The organism is Rhodanobacter sp. UC4437_H4 (genome assembly GCF_052978425.1).
Map to the genome: position 1 here is coordinate 3,764,626 of NZ_CM129673.1, position 16,187 is coordinate 3,780,812.

The 16,187-nt window shown below is 68.4% G+C and carries 19 protein-coding genes; 10 read left to right on the plus strand and 9 right to left on the minus strand.

The window, feature by feature from the left end; all coding sequences use genetic code 11:
- Positions 1–16: 16 nt before the first annotated feature.
- The 5 genes from ACVCL3_RS17075 to ACVCL3_RS17095 all read right to left on the minus strand — a co-directional run bounded on the left by ACVCL3_RS17075 (position 17) and on the right by ACVCL3_RS17095 (position 3,150).
- Positions 17–514 carry a hypothetical protein gene (locus ACVCL3_RS17075; RefSeq protein WP_395119475.1) on the minus strand — a complete coding sequence of 166 codons (498 nt, stop codon included), beginning with the start codon at positions 512–514 and terminating at the stop codon, positions 17–19.
- Between the two features lie 91 nt (positions 515–605).
- Positions 606–902, minus strand: a complete 297-nt coding sequence (minE, locus tag ACVCL3_RS17080; RefSeq protein WP_395119473.1) for a cell division topological specificity factor MinE — start codon at positions 900–902, stop codon at positions 606–608.
- A gap of 5 nt (positions 903–907) precedes the next feature.
- Positions 908–1,723, minus strand: coding sequence for a septum site-determining protein MinD (minD, locus tag ACVCL3_RS17085; RefSeq protein ID WP_395119471.1), 816 nt, complete (start codon positions 1,721–1,723; stop codon positions 908–910).
- 51 nt (positions 1,724–1,774) lie between these two features.
- Positions 1,775–2,536, minus strand: a complete 762-nt coding sequence (minC, locus tag ACVCL3_RS17090) for a septum site-determining protein MinC (protein WP_395119469.1) — start codon at positions 2,534–2,536, stop codon at positions 1,775–1,777.
- Positions 2,533–3,150 carry a GNAT family N-acetyltransferase gene (locus ACVCL3_RS17095; protein WP_395119467.1) on the minus strand — a complete coding sequence of 206 codons (618 nt, stop codon included), beginning with the start codon at positions 3,148–3,150 and terminating at the stop codon, positions 2,533–2,535. Before ACVCL3_RS17095 ends, minC begins: the two co-directional genes overlap by 4 nt.
- 195 nt (positions 3,151–3,345) lie before the next feature.
- On the opposite strand from ACVCL3_RS17095, the gene ACVCL3_RS17100 reads away from it, so the two are divergent.
- The 7 genes from ACVCL3_RS17100 (at position 3,346) to ACVCL3_RS17130 (ending at position 11,675) form a co-directional block, all read left to right on the plus strand.
- Entirely contained in the window at positions 3,346–4,569 is a 1,224-nt protein-coding gene (locus ACVCL3_RS17100; protein ID WP_395119465.1) for a sensor histidine kinase, read from the plus strand.
- 122 nt (positions 4,570–4,691) lie between these two features.
- On the plus strand, positions 4,692–5,333 hold the full coding sequence (locus ACVCL3_RS17105) for a response regulator (RefSeq protein ID WP_395119463.1): 642 nt from the start codon (positions 4,692–4,694) through the stop codon (positions 5,331–5,333).
- Between the two features lie 202 nt (positions 5,334–5,535).
- On the plus strand, positions 5,536–6,903 hold the full coding sequence (locus tag ACVCL3_RS17110; protein ID WP_395119461.1) for a polyketide cyclase: 1,368 nt from the start codon (positions 5,536–5,538) through the stop codon (positions 6,901–6,903).
- Positions 6,904–7,095: 192 nt separating this feature from the next.
- Positions 7,096–8,040 (plus strand): ABC transporter ATP-binding protein, encoded by a 945-nt coding sequence (locus ACVCL3_RS17115; RefSeq protein WP_395119459.1) that lies wholly within the window; start codon positions 7,096–7,098, stop codon positions 8,038–8,040.
- A complete protein-coding gene (locus ACVCL3_RS17120; RefSeq protein WP_395119457.1) occupies positions 8,037–8,771 on the plus strand; it encodes an ABC transporter permease subunit in 735 nt (244 codons plus the stop codon). The genes ACVCL3_RS17115 and ACVCL3_RS17120 overlap by 4 nt, the downstream gene beginning before the upstream one ends.
- Positions 8,772–8,774: 3 nt before the next feature.
- The gene (locus ACVCL3_RS17125) at positions 8,775–10,691 is read left to right on the plus strand and encodes a GldG family protein (RefSeq protein ID WP_447100062.1); all 1,917 of its coding nucleotides are present in this window, start codon (positions 8,775–8,777) and stop codon (positions 10,689–10,691) included.
- 120 nt (positions 10,692–10,811) lie between these two features.
- A complete protein-coding gene (locus ACVCL3_RS17130; protein WP_447100063.1) occupies positions 10,812–11,675 on the plus strand; it encodes a cytochrome c oxidase assembly protein in 864 nt (287 codons plus the stop codon).
- A gap of 10 nt (positions 11,676–11,685) precedes the next feature.
- Here ACVCL3_RS17130 and ACVCL3_RS17135 read toward each other — a convergent pair whose 3' ends face one another.
- Together ACVCL3_RS17135 and ACVCL3_RS17140 are read right to left on the minus strand one after the other, a co-directional pair.
- A complete protein-coding gene (locus ACVCL3_RS17135) occupies positions 11,686–12,162 on the minus strand; it encodes a copper chaperone PCu(A)C (protein WP_447100064.1) in 477 nt (158 codons plus the stop codon).
- Positions 12,159–12,773 carry an SCO family protein gene (locus tag ACVCL3_RS17140; protein ID WP_395119449.1) on the minus strand — a complete coding sequence of 205 codons (615 nt, stop codon included), beginning with the start codon at positions 12,771–12,773 and terminating at the stop codon, positions 12,159–12,161. The genes ACVCL3_RS17135 and ACVCL3_RS17140 overlap by 4 nt, the downstream gene beginning before the upstream one ends.
- An 82-nt stretch (positions 12,774–12,855) precedes the next feature.
- On the opposite strand from ACVCL3_RS17140, the gene ACVCL3_RS17145 reads away from it, so the two are divergent.
- Complete coding sequence (locus ACVCL3_RS17145) at positions 12,856–13,233, plus strand: DUF423 domain-containing protein (protein WP_447098518.1); 378 nt, start codon at positions 12,856–12,858, stop codon at positions 13,231–13,233.
- A gap of 49 nt (positions 13,234–13,282) precedes the next feature.
- The gene (locus tag ACVCL3_RS17150) at positions 13,283–13,702 is read left to right on the plus strand and encodes a hypothetical protein (protein ID WP_447098519.1); all 420 of its coding nucleotides are present in this window, start codon (positions 13,283–13,285) and stop codon (positions 13,700–13,702) included.
- 36 nt (positions 13,703–13,738) lie between these two features.
- Here the strand turns inward: ACVCL3_RS17150 and ACVCL3_RS17155 are convergent, their stop codons facing one another.
- Together ACVCL3_RS17155 and ACVCL3_RS17160 are read right to left on the minus strand one after the other, a co-directional pair.
- Positions 13,739–13,930 (minus strand): Arc family DNA binding domain-containing protein, encoded by a 192-nt coding sequence (locus tag ACVCL3_RS17155; RefSeq protein WP_447100065.1) that lies wholly within the window; start codon positions 13,928–13,930, stop codon positions 13,739–13,741.
- Positions 13,931–13,933: 3 nt separating this feature from the next.
- The gene (locus ACVCL3_RS17160) at positions 13,934–14,809 is read right to left on the minus strand and encodes an SPFH domain-containing protein (protein ID WP_395119438.1); all 876 of its coding nucleotides are present in this window, start codon (positions 14,807–14,809) and stop codon (positions 13,934–13,936) included.
- A gap of 139 nt (positions 14,810–14,948) precedes the next feature.
- Between ACVCL3_RS17160 and purT the strand changes: the two genes are divergently transcribed.
- A complete protein-coding gene (purT, locus tag ACVCL3_RS17165; protein ID WP_447100066.1) occupies positions 14,949–16,130 on the plus strand; it encodes a formate-dependent phosphoribosylglycinamide formyltransferase in 1,182 nt (393 codons plus the stop codon).
- The last annotated feature ends 57 nt before the right edge of the window (positions 16,131–16,187 follow it).

Consider the following 16,187-nt stretch of genomic DNA (forward strand, 5'->3'; position numbering starts at 1 on the left):
GAGCCGGGGATTTGCGTCAGGCGTGCGGCAGGCCGCGCGCCTTGAGAAATTCGCGGGCATTTTCGGCGTCGTGTTCGAACCACGCGCGGGTCGAGCCGAGACGGAACGAATAGCCCCAGGCGTCCATGTCGCGCATCAGGCGTTCGCGGCCCACGCCGGGCAGCTCGTCGGCCAGCACGATCTGCAGGTAGCAGGTGGCGTCTTCTTCCTCGATCGAATCGGTGGCGTCGGTATGGACGTCCGGACGTCTGTCCGCCGGCAGCACGATCAGGTGGCCGGCCTCGTGCAGCAGCGAGTGCGCCGGCGTGTCGTCGCGGGCGTAGACGGTGGTGCCGATGATGCCGGCTTCCTCCTCGCCCCAGAAGCTGCCGGGAATCGGTTCACCCGCCGCCACCCGCTGCAGGTGCAGGCCGAAGCGGCCGAGCAGCGCCGCGGGCGCGTCGAATCCGATGTCGGCCATGCGCAGCACGGTGCGGGCCGGATCGCCGGAAGGTCGCGTGATGTCGGGATGCATGGTCGTGCGCCGGGCGCGTGCGGTGGCGGCGGAGTGGAGCCGGGCAGGGTGCCGGCGGGCTGTCGAATGATGAAAACCGGCTGGCCGCGGCTCAGCCGGTCCTGGCTTCGTCCTTGTTCTCGCCCTTGGCCGCCTGCTTGCCTTCCGGCAGGGTGACCGAGAGTTCGAGGATCTCGTGGCCGCTGTCGCGCTCGAAGTTGATGTTGATCGCATCGAGGTCGACGTGGACGTATTTCTTGATCACTTCGAGCAGTTCGTTGCGCATCATCGGCAGGTAGTCCGGTGCGCCGCGGGTGGAGCGCTCCTGCGCCACGATGATGCGCAGGCGTTCGCGCGCCACCGTGGCGGTGGCTTCGGGCTTGCGCTTCAGGAAATCGAGAATACCCATCGTGATCAACCTCCGAACACGCGCTGGAGAAAGCCCTTCCTGGGCACGTCGATGAAGCGCAACGGGCGCTCTTCGCCGAGAATGCGGGCCACCGTGTCGCCGTAGGCCTGGCCGGCCTGCGAGTTGGCGTCGACGATTACCGGGATGCCGTTGTTGGAGGCGGTCAGCACGTTCTCCGATTCGGGGATCACGCCGACCACCTCGATGCCGAGGATTTCCTCCACGTCCTTCACGCTGAGCATCTCGCCGATCGCCACGCGCGCCGGGTTGTAGCGGGTCAGCAGCAGGTGCTGGGTGACCGGGGTCTCGCCCTTCTCGGCGCGCCGGGTCTTGCTGGCGAGCAGGCCGAGGATGCGGTCCGAATCGCGCACCGAGGACACTTCCGGGTTGACCACCACCACGGCGTGGTCGGCGAAGTACATCGCCAGGTGGGCGCCCTTCTCGATGCCGGCGGGGGAGTCGCACACCACGTACTCGAAACCCTCCGCGGACAGGCCGTCGAGCACCTTCTCGACGCCTTCCATGGTCAGCGCGTCCTTGTCGCGGGTCTGGCTGGCAGCCAGCACGTACAGGTTGTCGTAGCGCTTGTCCTTGATCAGCGACTGCTTGAGCGTGGCCTCGCCGTGCACGACGTTGACGAAGTCGTACACCACGCGGCGTTCGCAGCCCATGATCAGGTCGAGGTTGCGCAGGCCGACGTCGAAGTCGATCACCGCGGTTTTCTTGCCGGCCATGGCCAGGCCGGTGGCGAGCGAGGCGCTGGTCGTCGTCTTGCCGACGCCGCCTTTGCCGGAGGTGACAACGATAATCTCAGCAGTCAAGGGCCCATCTCCGCGTGGTTGTTCTTGTTGTACAGGATGCGTGGTGAACGATCACAGCCTGGCGATCAGCAGCTTTTCGCCTTCCAGCCAGCATTGCACGGATTGACCTTCGAGTTCGGCCGGAATCTGCTCGAACACGCGGTACTGCCCGGCGATCGCGACCAGCTCGGCGCGGAAGCCGGAGACGAAGATGCGCGCCTTCTCGTCGCCTTGCGCGCCGGCCATGGCACGCCCGCGCAGGCCACCGTAAATGTGGATGTTGCCGTCGGCGATCACCTCCGCGCCGTTGGCGACGGTGCCGGTGACGATCAGGTCGCAGTCACGCGCGTAGACCTGCTGGCCGGAGCGCACCGTGCCGATGTGGTGCTCGGTGCTTTGCCGGTTGCCGGCGGCGGGGGTGGACAGGATCGGTTCGGGCGGCGGCGCGGGTTCGGTGCGCGCCGGCTGGGCTGCCGCCGGCGCGGCCGCGGCCGGTTCGTACGCCGCGCGGAACTTGGCGATCAGCGGCAGGCCCATGCGCTTGGCCAGCGCCTCGGTCTCGCTGGTGCCGTAGGCCAGGCCCACCGGCAGCATGCCGGCGCTGCGCACGGCCTCCAGCAGGGCGTCGACCGCGCCGTCGTCGGGCAGGCTCGACAGGTGGCTCAGGTCCAGCACTACCGCGGCTCGGGCGAACATCTGCGGCGCGGCGCGCACGCGGCGTTCGAGTTCGTCGCACAGCGCGGCGGCGTCGACCCGGCGCACGCGCACGCAGGCGATGCCGACCTGGCCGAAGCGCAGGTCGCAGGCGTCGTTGGTTTCGGCGCGGGCGTTCATGCGTGCCGCTCGCGGGCGATACGCCGCTGGCCGCTGTCGTCGTGCGGCAGCTCGCGCTCGGCCAGCCACGCCGTGTCGGGCAGCCCGCCGTGCTCCAGCCAGGTGTCGCGGACGTAGGCGTAGCTGGGCAGGTCCTTCGCCAGCAGGCTGACCTGCGGGCCGTCGGGCCCCATTTTTTGCTGGTCGACCTCCTGGAAGCCGTAGGTGCCGTGGAACAGCACCACCACGTCGTCGCGCGGCTCCAGGAACACCTCGCAGGTCAGCAGCGGCACGCGCACTTCGGCGTAGCTGTGCACGTCGCTGTAGAAAATGCGGCCCAGCCCGTGGCGCCGGTAGGCGTTGGCGATCACGATGCGGTCGATGTAGACGAACTGCGGGTAATGCGCCGCGAACCAGCGGTAGTTCGGGCTGTCGTAGTCGAGCCCTTCGCGCAGGGCGATCAGGAAACCGGCCATGTGGCCGTCGATCTCGGCGACACGGAAGTAGTTCGCGTGCTCGAAGAAGTAGCGCAACTGGCCGGCATCGAGGGTGAGGATGGAGCGACCGGCGGCGTTGTTGAGCGCCAGCACGGCATCCAGGTCGTGCTCGCGCACGTCGCGGATGGCAAGGGCCATTCGTTGCTCCGCAATGGTGGAATCGGGACAGGAGTCGACGGTGCGGCTCCCGGACGGCGCATTATGCCATGCGGCTGTCGCGCTGGCATCAAGCCGGGAACATGTAAAACCGGCGTAAAGCGGTGCCGGCAAGGCCTGGCCGGGCGTGACTTCCCGCGCATTGCGCGCGTGGCGCGCTCCCCTATGATGCCGGGCATGCAATTGTCCAACTTCAACCACGTGCGGCTGCTGCGCTACGCCGGCCTGTTCACCTACCTGTGCGTGGGTACCCCGCTGATCACCAGCTGGGCGGCCGAACGGGTGAGCCTGCTGCATCGGCCCAACCTCGCGTTGCTGATGTGGACGCTGTGCTACCTGCTGTTCGGCCTCCTGTACTGGGTGGTCACCAGCAACCTCGGCCAGCGCCGTTACCAGGGGCTGCGCCTGATCGGGCTGGTGGCGATGAGCTTCTTCGCGATGGCGGTGGGCTGGTACAGCCACAGCGGCCTGTCGGCGATGCTGATGGCGATCAGCGCGGTGGCGTTGCCGTGGCTGCTGCCGGTGTGGCTGGGCGTGCTGTGCATCGTGCTGCAGAACCTCAGCCTGGTCGCGGTGTTCGTCAACTTCCCCGAGTACGACCACAGCGTCGGACTGGCCTTCCTGCAGACCAGCATCTACCTGGGCATCTCGGCGCTGACCTACATCGCCTCGCTGGCGACCAGCCAGCAGGCCGAGCAGAGCGACGTGCAGCGCCGCCTGAACTCCGAGCTGCGCACCACGCGGGCGTTGCTGGCCGAATCGAGCCGGATCGCCGAGCGCATGCGCATCGCACGCGACCTGCACGACCTGATCGGCCACCATCTCACCGCGCTCAGCCTGAACCTGGAAGTGGCCTGCCACCTCACCAACGAGGCGGCCGCGGCGCACGTGCGCAAGGCGCAGAGCACGGCCAAGCTGCTGCTGGCCGACGTGCGCGAGGTGGTCAGCGAGTTGCGCCAGGACGACTCGATCGACCTGACCCAGGCGCTGCGCGGCCTCACCGAGGGCGTGCCCGGCCTGAACGTGCACGTGGCGATGCCGCCGCGCTTCAGCGTGGAGGACCCGCAGCGCGCCCAGGTGCTGCTGCGCTGCGCGCAGGAAATCGTCACCAATACCGCGCGACACGCGGGCGCGCGCAACCTGTGGCTCAATTTTGCCTACGCCGAGGCCGGCCAGCTGGGGCTGCACGCGCGCGACGACGGTCGCGGCGCCGACCAGGTGGCCGAAGGCAACGGCCTGTCCGGCATGCGCGAGCGCCTGGCCGAGTTCGGCGGCAGCGTGTCGCTGGATGCCGGCCTGAGCCGAGGCTTTGCGCTGACCGTGCGGCTGCCACTGGGCGAGCAGGCGGCGCTGGCGCACACGCCCTCGCGGTTCGAGCCGCCGGCGCTGGATGTTTCGTAAGTGGTTCGGCGGCAGCCCTCGTGCAGGCGCGGTCGCCCGCGGCGGAAGCCGTGCAACAATACGGCGCTTCCCCAGGGGCACCACCCAGCCAGCCGCCAGTCACCCATGACCGAGGATCCCCGATGATTTCCGTCTGTCTCGTCGACGATCAGAACCTGGTGCGGCAGGGCGTCCGTTCGCTGCTGGACCTGGCCGAGGACATCCGCGTGGTGGCCGAGTGCGCCGACGGCGCGCAGGCCGTGCTGGAGGTGCCGCGGATCAAGCCCGACGTGATGCTGCTGGACCTGCGCATGCCGAACATGAGCGGGCTGGAAGTCCTGCAGGCGCTGTCGGCGCGCAACGAATTGCCGCCGACCATCATCCTGACCACCTTCGACGACGACCAGCTGGTGCTGCAGGGCCTCAAGGCCGGCGCGCGCGGCTACCTGCTGAAGGACGTCTCGCTGGAGCAGCTGGTCGAGGCCGTGCGCACCGTCGCCGCCGGCGGCTCGCTGGTGGCGCCGATGGTCACCCAGCGCCTGATGGCCGGCGTGGCGCGGATGCAGAACCAGTTCACCAGCCTCGAACAGCCCGACCCGCTGACCGAGCGCGAGACGGAGATCCTGCGCCTGCTCTCCGGCGGCTACAGCAACAAGGAGATCGCCAACTCGCTGAAGGTGGCCGAGGGCACGGTCAAGAACCACGTCTCCAACATCCTTTCCAAGCTCGGCGTGCGCGATCGCACCCGGGCCGTGCTGAAGGCGCTGGAACTGGGCATCGTATGAGCTCCGACGGGGTTGCGCGCCTTGGGTGGAGCTGCCTTCGCGGCCGCGGCGGGAGCCTCTGCGGGCGGATGGCGTTCAAGCCCGCGAGCAAGTAACATCGGCGGCTTCGGCGTTTGCCGACCCCCGCTGCTGCCCCCTGGGCCCGCGCAGCTGTTGGGGCACACTCAAGGTATGGCGTAAAGACGCTTCGGAGAACTCTGGAATGATGCGTGTCTTTGAATTTCTGGTTGCCCTGGTCATCGTCGCGGTGATTGGCGTGGTGGCGGCGGTGGTCATGCCCTCCAGCGGGCACGTCGAACGCTCACAGGTTGTCGGCAAGGACATGCGCCAGGTGTACGACCTGCTGAACAATTTCCGGCGCTTCCCGGATTACTCCGTGCTCCGTTCACAGGACAGCGGCGTGCAGTTCAAGTTCTCCGGCAAGGCGTATGGCCCGGGTTCCGAGATCAGCTGGACCAGCACCGACCCCAAGCTGGGTGACGGCGGCCTGACCATCGCCAGCGCCACGCCGCAGTTCGACCAGATCGACAACAACACGCAGGATGCGACCATCGTCTGGAACCTGGACAACAACTGGCGCGGTCTGGACAAGCATTTCACGCTGGATCTCGAGCGCCAGGGTCACGGCCGCCTGACCCAGATCACCTGGTCGTACGACGTGCAGTACGGCTGGAACCTGATCAACCGCTTCGCGAACCTGTATATCCACGGCGATCCGGACTCGTTCATCCAGTTCAGCCTGAACAACCTGCAGAACGTGCTGGCCGGCGTGGCCAACGTCGACTACAGCGGCCTGATGCCGAAGATCGCGCAGTCGCAGCCGACCCCGGTGCTGTTCGTCACGCGTCACATCGACCGCAGCAAGGGCGGTTCCGAAGTGCTCGACGACATCCTGGCGCAGTCGCAGACCGAGCTGAAGGCGCAGGCCAAGAAGCTGGGCGTGAACGTGACCGGCCCGGCGATCCTGTTCATCACCAACTACGGCGATCCGGATTTCGATTTCGACGTGGCCCTGCCGATCGACTCCAGCACGCTGACCATCAACGGCCAGAGCGAGCAGCTGACCGCTCCCGTCGCGCCCACGCTGGACGCGACCGCCGCCGCCGAGCCGGCGCCGTCCGCTTCCGCCGCAGCCGCCGCCGCGGCCGCCGCCACGGCCGGCACCCGCGACCGCTTCGGCAACCTGGTGGTGGAAGGCGATGTGCGCGGCATGATGGCCTTCGGCGGTTCCACGCTGCAGGGCATCTGGGAAGGCACCTTCAACGGCGTGCCGCAGACCGTGAAGATGCTCACCGCCTACGCGCAGACCCACGGTTACAAGTTCGACAGCACCGTGAACCCGCCCTACGACATCGTGGTCGCGGCAGAGGTGAGGGATTCCACCGGTGCGATCACCAGCTACGCACGCCACCAGGTGTCGCTGCCGCTGCTCGACGCGCCGGCGCAGACGCCGGAGCAGGAAGCAGGCCTGCTTCCGCCCGAGCAGAACGGTGCACCGGCGGCCGCAGGTTCGGCGCCCGCACCGGCCGCCTCCAGCGCACCGGCTGCGGCTGCCACTGCCGCCGAATAAACCTGGCGCACGGCAGCTGTTCGATGAAGGCCCTTTCGTGACGAAAGGGCCTTTTTCTTGGGCGCCCCTGCGACTGCACGCCGGACGTGCGCGCGGTCGCGGCGCTCTTGCGGTACATTGCCGGGACACTCCGGCGCCCCGACTGGCCGGCGGCCAGCGCGTCGCCAGCCCGGCCACAGCCCGCTCGCGGACATGATCGAAACCGACAAACTCACCCGATGCTACGGCAACCTCACGGCGGTGGATGCATTGAGCATCCGCGTCGAGCCGGGCCAGGTGCTGGGGCTGCTCGGACCCAATGGCGCGGGCAAGTCCACGGCCATGCGCATGATCGCCGGCTTCCTGGTGCCGACCTCCGGCAGCGCGCGGGTGTGCGGTTACGACGCGATGCGCGAACCGCTGAAGGCCAAGCGCGCGCTGGGCTATCTGCCCGAGGGCGCACCCAGCTACGGCGAGATGACCGTGCGCGAGTTCCTGCAATTCATCGTGCGCATCCGCGGGCTGCGCGGCGAGGCGGGCTATCGGCGCATGGATGCGGTGGTGCAGCAACTGCAGCTGGACGAGGTGCTCGGCTTGGGCATCGACACGCTGTCCAAGGGTTTGCGCCGACGCGTGGGCCTGGCCCAGGCGATCCTGCACGACCCGCCGGTGCTGATGCTGGACGAACCCACCGACGGCCTCGACCCGAACCAGAAGCACGCGGTGCGCCAGCTGATCGACATGATGGCGCGCGACCGCACGATCCTGATCTCCACCCACCTGCTGGAAGAAGTGCACGCGCTGTGCAACCGGGTGGTGATCATCGCCCGCGGCAAGCTGCTGGCGGATGCCACGCCCGCCGAGCTGGAGGCGCGCTCGCGTTATCACGGCGCGGTATCGTTCAGTGCGCCGGGCAGCGGCATGTCGCAGGAAATGCTGGGCCGGCTGCCGCAGGTGGCCGGGGTGGAGATCGATCCGCTGGACGGTCGCGTCACGGTGTTCCCCAAGCCGGGCGAGCGCATCCTGGAACCGGTCGAGCGGCTGTTGCAAGAGCAGGGGCTTGAAGTCTCCGAGATCCAGCTCGAACGCGGCCGCCTCGACGAGGTGTTCCGCCAGATCACCAGCGGTGAGGAAGTCGGCCGCGGGGTGGCGGCATGAGTCCGGTCAACGCGGTGGTGCGGCGCGAGCTGGGCAGCTACTTCGCGACGCCGGTGGCCTATGTTTTCCTGGTGATCTTCCTGGTGCTCGCCGGCATCCTGACCTTCTACGTCGGCGATTTCTACGAGCGCGGACAGGCCGACCTGCAGCCGTTCTTCGTGATGCACCCGTGGTTGTACCTGATCCTGGTGCCGGCGATCACCATGCGCATGTGGGCCGAGGAGACCAAGGGCGGCACGCTGGAACTGCTGCTGACCCTGCCGCTGACGCTGTGGCAGGCGATGCTCGGCAAGTTCCTCGCCGCATGGCTGTTCATCGGGCTGGCGCTGGCACTGACCTTTCCGATCTGGATCACCGTCAACTACCTGGGCGCGCCGGACAACGGCGTGATCCTGGCCGGCTACCTGGGCAGCTGGCTGATGGCCGGCAACTTCATCGCCATCGGCGCCTGCCTGTCGGCGCTGACGCGCAGCCAGGTGGTGGCCTTCATCCTCACCGCGCTGGTCTGCGTGCTGCTGATCCTGGCCGGGCAGCCGCAGGTGCTGGATTTCTTCCAGGGCGCGCTGCCGCGGCGCCTCATCAACGCCGTGGCGCACCTTTCGATGCTGCGTCATTTCGAGGCGATCTCGCGCGGTGTGCTCGACCTGCGCGACCTGCTGTACTTCGTGCTCAGCACGCTGGGCTGGCTGGTCGCCGGCGTGTTGCTGCTCGACCTCAAGCGGACGCGCTGAACGATGCCGCGCCTGCGCCTGCCCCGCCTGCTCACCACGCCGCTGCGCCTGACCCGCAGCAGCTGGCTGTACGCCGGCCTGGTGGCGCTGGTGCTGGTGCTGGTGCCGCTGGTGGTGGCCAGCAGCCGCTGGCTGCATGCCACGCGGATCGACCTGACCGCTGACCAGCTCTACACGCTGACGCCCGGCACGCGGCACATCGTGGACAGCCTGCAACGGCCACTGCAGCTGACCCTGTACTTCTCCGAGCACGCCACCCGCGACCTGCCCAAGCTGCGCAGCTACGAGCGGCGCGTCAACGAGATGTTGCAGGAGATGGTGGCGCGCTCGCACGGGCGCATCCGCCTGCGCGTGATCGACCCGGTGCCGTATTCGGACGACGAGGCGGGCGCCGAGGGCAGCGGGCTGATTGCCGCCAATGGCGGCAGCAACGGCGAGCGGGTGTTCTTCGGACTGGCCGGCAGCGCCATGGCGCCGGGCGAGGCGCGTGGTGCGGAGGACGCCGGCACGCCGGAAAAATCGCTCTCGATCGCGTTCTTCGATCCCTCGCGCGAGGCCTTCCTCGAATACGACATCGCCAAGCTGCTGTACGAGCTGAACCAGGTGCGCAAGCCGGAGATCGGCGTGCTCAGCTCGCTGCCGGTGCAGGGAGACCTGGCGCTGGGCGAGCAGCCCTGGGCGGTGATGCAGCAGCTGGGCCAGTTGTTCGAGCTGAAGACCCTCGACGCCGCCACCCTGCAGCACGTGGATGATCGCCTGAAGGTGCTGCTGCTGATCCACCCCAAGCAGCTGCCGCCGGCCGCGCAGTACGCGATCGACCAGTACGTGATGGGCGGCGGCCACCTGGTGGTGTTCGTCGATCCCGATGCCGAGCTCGACGCCGCACCGTTCACGCCCGACATCAGCGGCTTGCCTGCGCACGCCTCGGACCTGCCGCGCCTGTTCGCCGCGTGGGGCGTGGAATACCAGCCGCGCGAGGTGGTGCTGGACCGCAGCCGCGGCCTGCAGATCGAGCTGGCCGGCAGCAGCCTCAACCATCCGGCAATGCTCGGGCTGGGCGACCAGGAGCTCAACCGCAATGATCCGGTGACCGCCAGCCTGCAGCGCATCAACGTCTCCAGCATCGGCCATTTCGACCTCACCCGGACCGCGACCGCGCGGCTGGTCCCGCTGCTGCAGAGCAGTGCCGACGCCGAGCTGGCGCCGACCCAGCGGGTGATGGATGCCAGCAGCGACCCGACCAGCCTGCTCGAAGACTACAAGGCGGACAACGCGCACTACGTGCTGGCGGCGCGGTTGCGCGGCACCTTCGTCAGCGCGTTTCCCGAGGACGCCGGCAAGCCGGGCCACCGTGCGCATTCGGCGGCCAACGCACAGGTGGTGCTGGTGGCCGACACCGACGTGCTCAGCGATCGTCTGTGGGTGGAGCCGCAGACCGTGCTGGGCCAGACCATGGTGCGCATCTTCGCCAACAACGGCGATTTCGTCACCAACCTGGTCGACAACCTCAGCGGCTCGTCGGCGCTGCTGTCGATCCGCGCGCGCTCCACCTCGCAGCGGCCGTTCACCCGGGTGCAGGCGCTGCGCAACGTGGCCGACCAGAAGTTCCTGCAGAAGGAGCAGGAGCTGGAGAAGGAGCTGGCCGACACCCGCCGCCGGCTGGACGAGCTGCAGCCGGCCAAGGGTGCGCGGTCGAGCACGGTCACCCCCGAGCAGCGCCGCGAGATCGAGCAGTTCCGCCAGCGCCAGCTCGCCATCAACAAGGAGCTGCGCGACGTGCAGCACCAGCTCAATGCCGAGATCGACGCGCTGGGCCTGCGCGTGAAGGTGATCAACATCGTGCTGGTGCCGGCGCTGGTGGTGCTGATCGGCCTGCTGTACGGCTGGCGTCGCACCCGCCACAGCCGGCGTCGACGCTGATGGCGGCAATCTGCCGCAAGCGACCGTCCGCGGCAGGGCAGACGGGGCCGGCGCGGCGCACTATGCTGGGCGGTGGTCGCCGGTCGTGCCGGTGCTGACGGACGTGGAAGCAAGCCGATCGTGATTGCAACGCTGTTGAAATGGGTGGTGCCGTGGGAGTTCTCGTGGCTGTTCCTGGCCACGTTCGTGCTGGCCTGCGTGCTGTACTGGCGCGGCAGCCGCCGCCTGACGGTGCCGTCCGGCCGGCGGCTGGCGTTCTGGATCGGCATGGCAATCATCTACCTGTCGCTGCACACCTATCTCGATTACTACGCCGAGCATGAGTTCTTCATGCATCGCCTGCAGCAGTTGCTGTTGCACCACCTGGCGCCGCTGCTGATCGTCATCGCCTATCCGGCCAGTGCGCTGCGCGCCGGCCTGCCGCTGGCGTGGCGGGCGCGGTGGCTGCGGCCGTTGCAGCGGTCGTGGCCGTGGCGGTCGGTGATGGGCGTGCTGATGAATCCCACGATCGTCACCGTGCTGTTCGTGGTGTTCGTGCTGATCTGGCTGATCCCGAGCCTGCAGACGCTGGCGATGCTGGACTGGCGCGTGTACCGCTTCATGAACTGGACGATGCTGCTCAGTGGCTTTGCCTATTGGGCACTGGTGCTCGATCACCGCCCGCATCCGCCGGGTCGCATGGTGGCAGGCATGCGCGTGCTGTCGCCGGCGATCACCATGACGCCGCAGATCCTGGCTGGCGCGATCATCACGTTCTCGCGCACCGACCTCTATCCGATCTTCGAGATCTGCGGCCGCGCGTTTACCTTCAACGTGCTGACCGGGCAGATGGTCGGCGGGCTGATCACCTGGGTGCCGGCGGCGCTGATCGAGTCGGTCGGCGGCCTGATCGCGCTGCGCCACTGGATGCGGTTGTCACGCAACGGGCGCCTGCCGCGCAAGCCGCTGCCGCCGGCGGTGATCGCCGGCAGCGCGCACGACTGAGCGGATTGAATCAGTGCCCGGAATGGGCAGACGCGGGGGCCTCGTCGCCCAGCGCATTGGCGGGGCGGGCGACGAAGTCGACCGGCAGGCTGCTGCCGTCGTCGAATTGCAGTTGCATTTGCACCCGATTGCCGGGTAACACCGCCGCGGCCGGTTTCATCAGCATCAGGTGATAGCCGCCGGGCCCCAGCACGACGCTGCCGTGCGCGGGGATCGGCAACGATTCGACCATGGCCATGCGGCTCATGCCGCCCTGGGTCGAGCTGTGGTGCAGCATCACTTCCGCGTATGCCGTGCTGCGCGCGCCGGTCAACGCAACCGGCTGGTCGCCGCGGTTTTCCAGCGTGACGTAACCGCCGGCCGGCAACGTGCCGGGCAACACGCGAATCCAGGCGTGGCTGGCGTGCACCTGGTCGGCGGCCGCGGCATGCACGCCGGCAGCGAGCGACAGTCCGGCGAGCAGGGCAAACAGGCGGGCGTGCTTCATGTCGGTTCTCCCTGGTCGAGCAGCAGTTGCAGGTCGTGTACCAGGTCGTCCTGCTTGTCGGCCGGGGTGTACAACACGCGCGGGTTGCCGTCGCGGTCGAACACGTAGATCGCCGAGCTGTGGCTCACTTCGTAGTTGCCGTCCTTGCCGGACGGCTCGCGGGTGAACGCGGAGCGGTAGCGCTTGACCAGCGCCTCGACCGCGCGCGGTGCGCCGGTGAGCCCGATCGCATGTTTGTCGAACGCGTTGACGTAGCCGTGCAGCACGGCCGGCGTGTCCCGCGTCGGGTCGACGCTGACGAACAGGATGCGTGCGCCGTCGGCCTGCGCGCCGAGCTTCTTCATCACCACGTGCAGCTGGGCCATGGTCAGCGGGCAGACGTCCGGGCAATGCGTGTAGCCGAAGAACAGCAGCACCACCTTGCCGCGATAGTCGGTGGCGGACACCGGCTTGTTCTCGTCACTGGTCAGGTTGAACTCGAGCTGCGGCATGTGGCCGGTGAGGTCGGTCAGGCGGAACGGCAGCGGCGTCGCGCCGTGGCAACCGGCGAGCAGCGTGCCGGCAACCAGCAGCGCAAGCAGGGCGGCAAGGCGGGTGCGAAGTGACTTCATGCGAGAATCCTGCAGCTTCATCCGTTCAAGCATACGACACCGGCCGCGCCGCGGCGCCGACGGTGCGGGAGATTCACCGCCCATGCGACAACCTGCCCACCTCGCCACTGCCTTGCTGGTCGGCCTCGCCGGCGCGAGCGCGGTGCTGCTGGGCGCGTTCGGCGCACATGCCTTGCGCGGCATGCTGGACGCCCGTGCCGTCGAGCTGTGGCATACCGCGGTGGAATATCACGCCTGGCACGCGCTGGCCCTGGCGCTCGCCGTGGCGCTCGGTCACGGCCGCGGCGCGCGCGTGGCGACGGTGGCGTTTGCCGCCGGCATCGTGCTGTTCAGCGGCAGCCTGTACGCGCTGGCGCTCGGTGCGCCGCGCTGGACGGGAATCATCACGCCGTTCGGCGGGCTGGCCTTCGTGATCGGCTGGCTGGCGCTGGGTTGGGCGCTGCGCCCGCGTCACGAATAGTTTCGGCAAGTGTCATGCGGCGGTCATCGTCGACGGCGATGGTGGCGGCATGGACATGCGCATCGCCCTTCGGCATTCATCCGACACGGCCGCGTGGCCCGGGCGCTTGCTGCAGCGTCTGCGCCGGCCCGGCATCGTGCTGCTCGTCGTGCTGTCGGCGATCCTGCTGTGGTCGTGGCTGCCGGCGTCCGATGAAACGACGGAACTTCCCGCGGCAAACCAGCTGGTGCACTGGCAGGGTGCCGGACACGACTGGCTGCTGGTGGTCGATCCGCAGACGCGCGAGCTGGTCGTCTATGACGCCCGCGACGGCCGGCCGCTGCAACGCCTCGGCGCCGAAGACGGCGTGCCGCCCGTGCAATCGATCGTGCTGCAGGGGCCGTGGCTGTTCGTGACGGGTGGGCAACATCCGAAGGTGCGCCTGCTGAAGCTGCCGCAATTGCAGGCGGTGAGCGCCAGAACGCGTTGATGGTCGGGCGCCGATCGGCGACGTGGCCACGTCGCTTCAGTCCGTATCGTCGTCCGGCGTCGGCCGGATCGGGCCGGCCTTGAGCCGGCCGGCCTTGCGCAATGCCTCGCGCAGCACGTACTCGATCTGGGCGTTGACGCTGCGCAGCTCGTCGTCCGACCAGCGCTGCATGGCGTCGAGTACGGCTGCGCTGATGCGCAGCGGGTAGGCTTTTTTTTCGCCGGCCACGGGTCAGTACAAGGTGCCGGTGTTCAGCACCGGCTGGGTGCCGCGTTCGCCGCACAGCACCACCAGCAGGTTGCTGACCATGGTCGCCTTGCGCTCCTCGTCGAGTTCCACGACGCCCTGCGCACGCAATTGCTCCAGCGCCATGCCGACCATGCTGACCGCGCCTTCCACGATGCGGGTGCGCGCGGCGATGATCGCGCCGGCCTGCTGGCGCTGCAGCATCGCCTGGGCGATTTCCTGGGCGTAGGCGAGGTGGCTGATGCGCGACTCGATCACCTGCACGCCGGCCTTCTCCAGCCGCGCCTGGATCTCGTCGCGCAGGTGGTTGTTGATCACCTCGCCGTGGCTGCGCAGCGAGGGCTTGCCGTCGTCGTGGGCGTCGTAGGGGTAGCTCTGCGCCATCTGCCGCAGCGCGGATTCGCTCTGGATGTGCACGAAGTCCTCGTAATCGTCGACGCAGAACACCGCCTCGGCGGTATCCAGCACCTGCCACACCACCACCGCGCCGATCTCGATCGGATTGCCGTCGTTGTCGTTGACCTTGAGCTTGCCGCTCTCGAAGTTGCGCACGCGCAGCGAGATGCGCTGGCGCGAGTAGAACGGGTTGGTCCAGCGCAGGCCCTCGACCCGCACGGTGCCGGCGTACTTGCCGAACAGCTGCAGCACCTGGCCCTCGTTCGGCGCGACCTGGAAGAAGCCCTTGAGCAGAAAGCCGTCGATCGCCAGCAGCAGCGCGCCGCCCAGCAACCGCGCCAGCGGCGGCGCGTCCGGTTGGCCGTGGATGGCGCCGAGCACCAGCCACACGCCGATGCCGGCCAGCACCAGGCAAAAGCCGACGAAAGGAATGCCGGCGACCGAAAAACCTTGATGTTCGTTCATGAGCAGTCTCCCTGAGGTGGGAAAATTAGATATCAAAATGATATCTGATGCAAGCGAACTTCCGGCATGCCGTGAACGCCGCCGCCGGACGCCCCGCGTGGCCGCATACAATGCCGGTTTGCCCGCACCGGAGAACCCGATGAAGCCATTCGGCACGCCCCATACCGACCACGCGCTGCGCGTGCTGCTGCTGGGCGCCGGCGAGCTGGGCAAGGAGGTGGCGATCGAGCTGCAGCGCTACGCGGTGGAGGTGATCGCGGTGGATCGCTACGCCGACGCGCCGGCGATGCAGGTCGCCCATCGCAGCCACGTGATCGACATGCTCGACGGCGCCGCGCTGCGTGCGGTGATCGATGCCGAGCGGCCCGACCTGGTGGTGCCGGAGATCGAGGCGATCCACACGCCGACCCTGCTCGCGCTGGAAGAGGAAGGGCAGCGGGTGATCCCGACTGCCCGCGCGGCATGGCTCACCATGGACCGCGAAGGCATCCGCAAGCTGGCGGCCGAGGAGCTGCAGCTGCCGACCTCGCCGTATCGCTTCTGCGACGACGAGGCCCGGTACCGCGAGGCCGCGGCCGCGATCGGATACCCGTTCGTGATCAAGCCGGTGATGAGTTCGTCCGGCAAGGGCCAGAGCGTGGTGCGCGGTGCCGACGAGTTGCAGCACGCGTGGGAGTACGCGCAGTCCGGCGGGCGCGCCGGCAAGGGCCGGGTGATCGTCGAGGGCTTCGTCGATTTCGATTACGAGATCACCATGCTCACCGTGCGCCACGCCGATGGGGTGAGTTTCTGCGCACCGATCGGCCATCGCCAGGAGGACGGCGACTATCGCGAATCCTGGCAGCCGCAGCCGATGAGCGAGGCCGCGCTGGCCGAGGCGCAGCGGCAGGCTGCGGCGGTGACCGCCGGGCTGGGCGGCTGGGGCGTGTTCGGCGTGGAGTTCTTCGTCAAGGGCGATCGGGTGATCTTCTCCGAGGTCAGCCCGCGGCCGCACGACACCGGCCTGGTCACGCTGATCTCGCAGGAGCTTTCCGAGTTCGCGCTGCACGCGCGCGCGATCCTCGGCCTGCCGATCCCGGTGATCCACCAATACGGACCGTCGGCGTCGTGCGCAGTGCTGGTCGAAGGCGATGGCACGGGGCCGCGTTACCACGGCGTGGCCGCGGCGCTGGCCGAGCCGGACACGCAGTTGCGCATCTTCGGCAAGCCGGAGGTGAAGGGCCGCCGGCGCATGGCGGTGACGCTGGCGCGCGCCGGCACGCTGGAGGCGGCAGTGGCCAAGGCGGTGCGCGCGAAAGAGGCGTTGCGCATCGAGCTGTGAGCCAGGCGGTGCGCGCCGTTGGGTTACGCTTGCGGCATCGCACCGGATGACGACGGG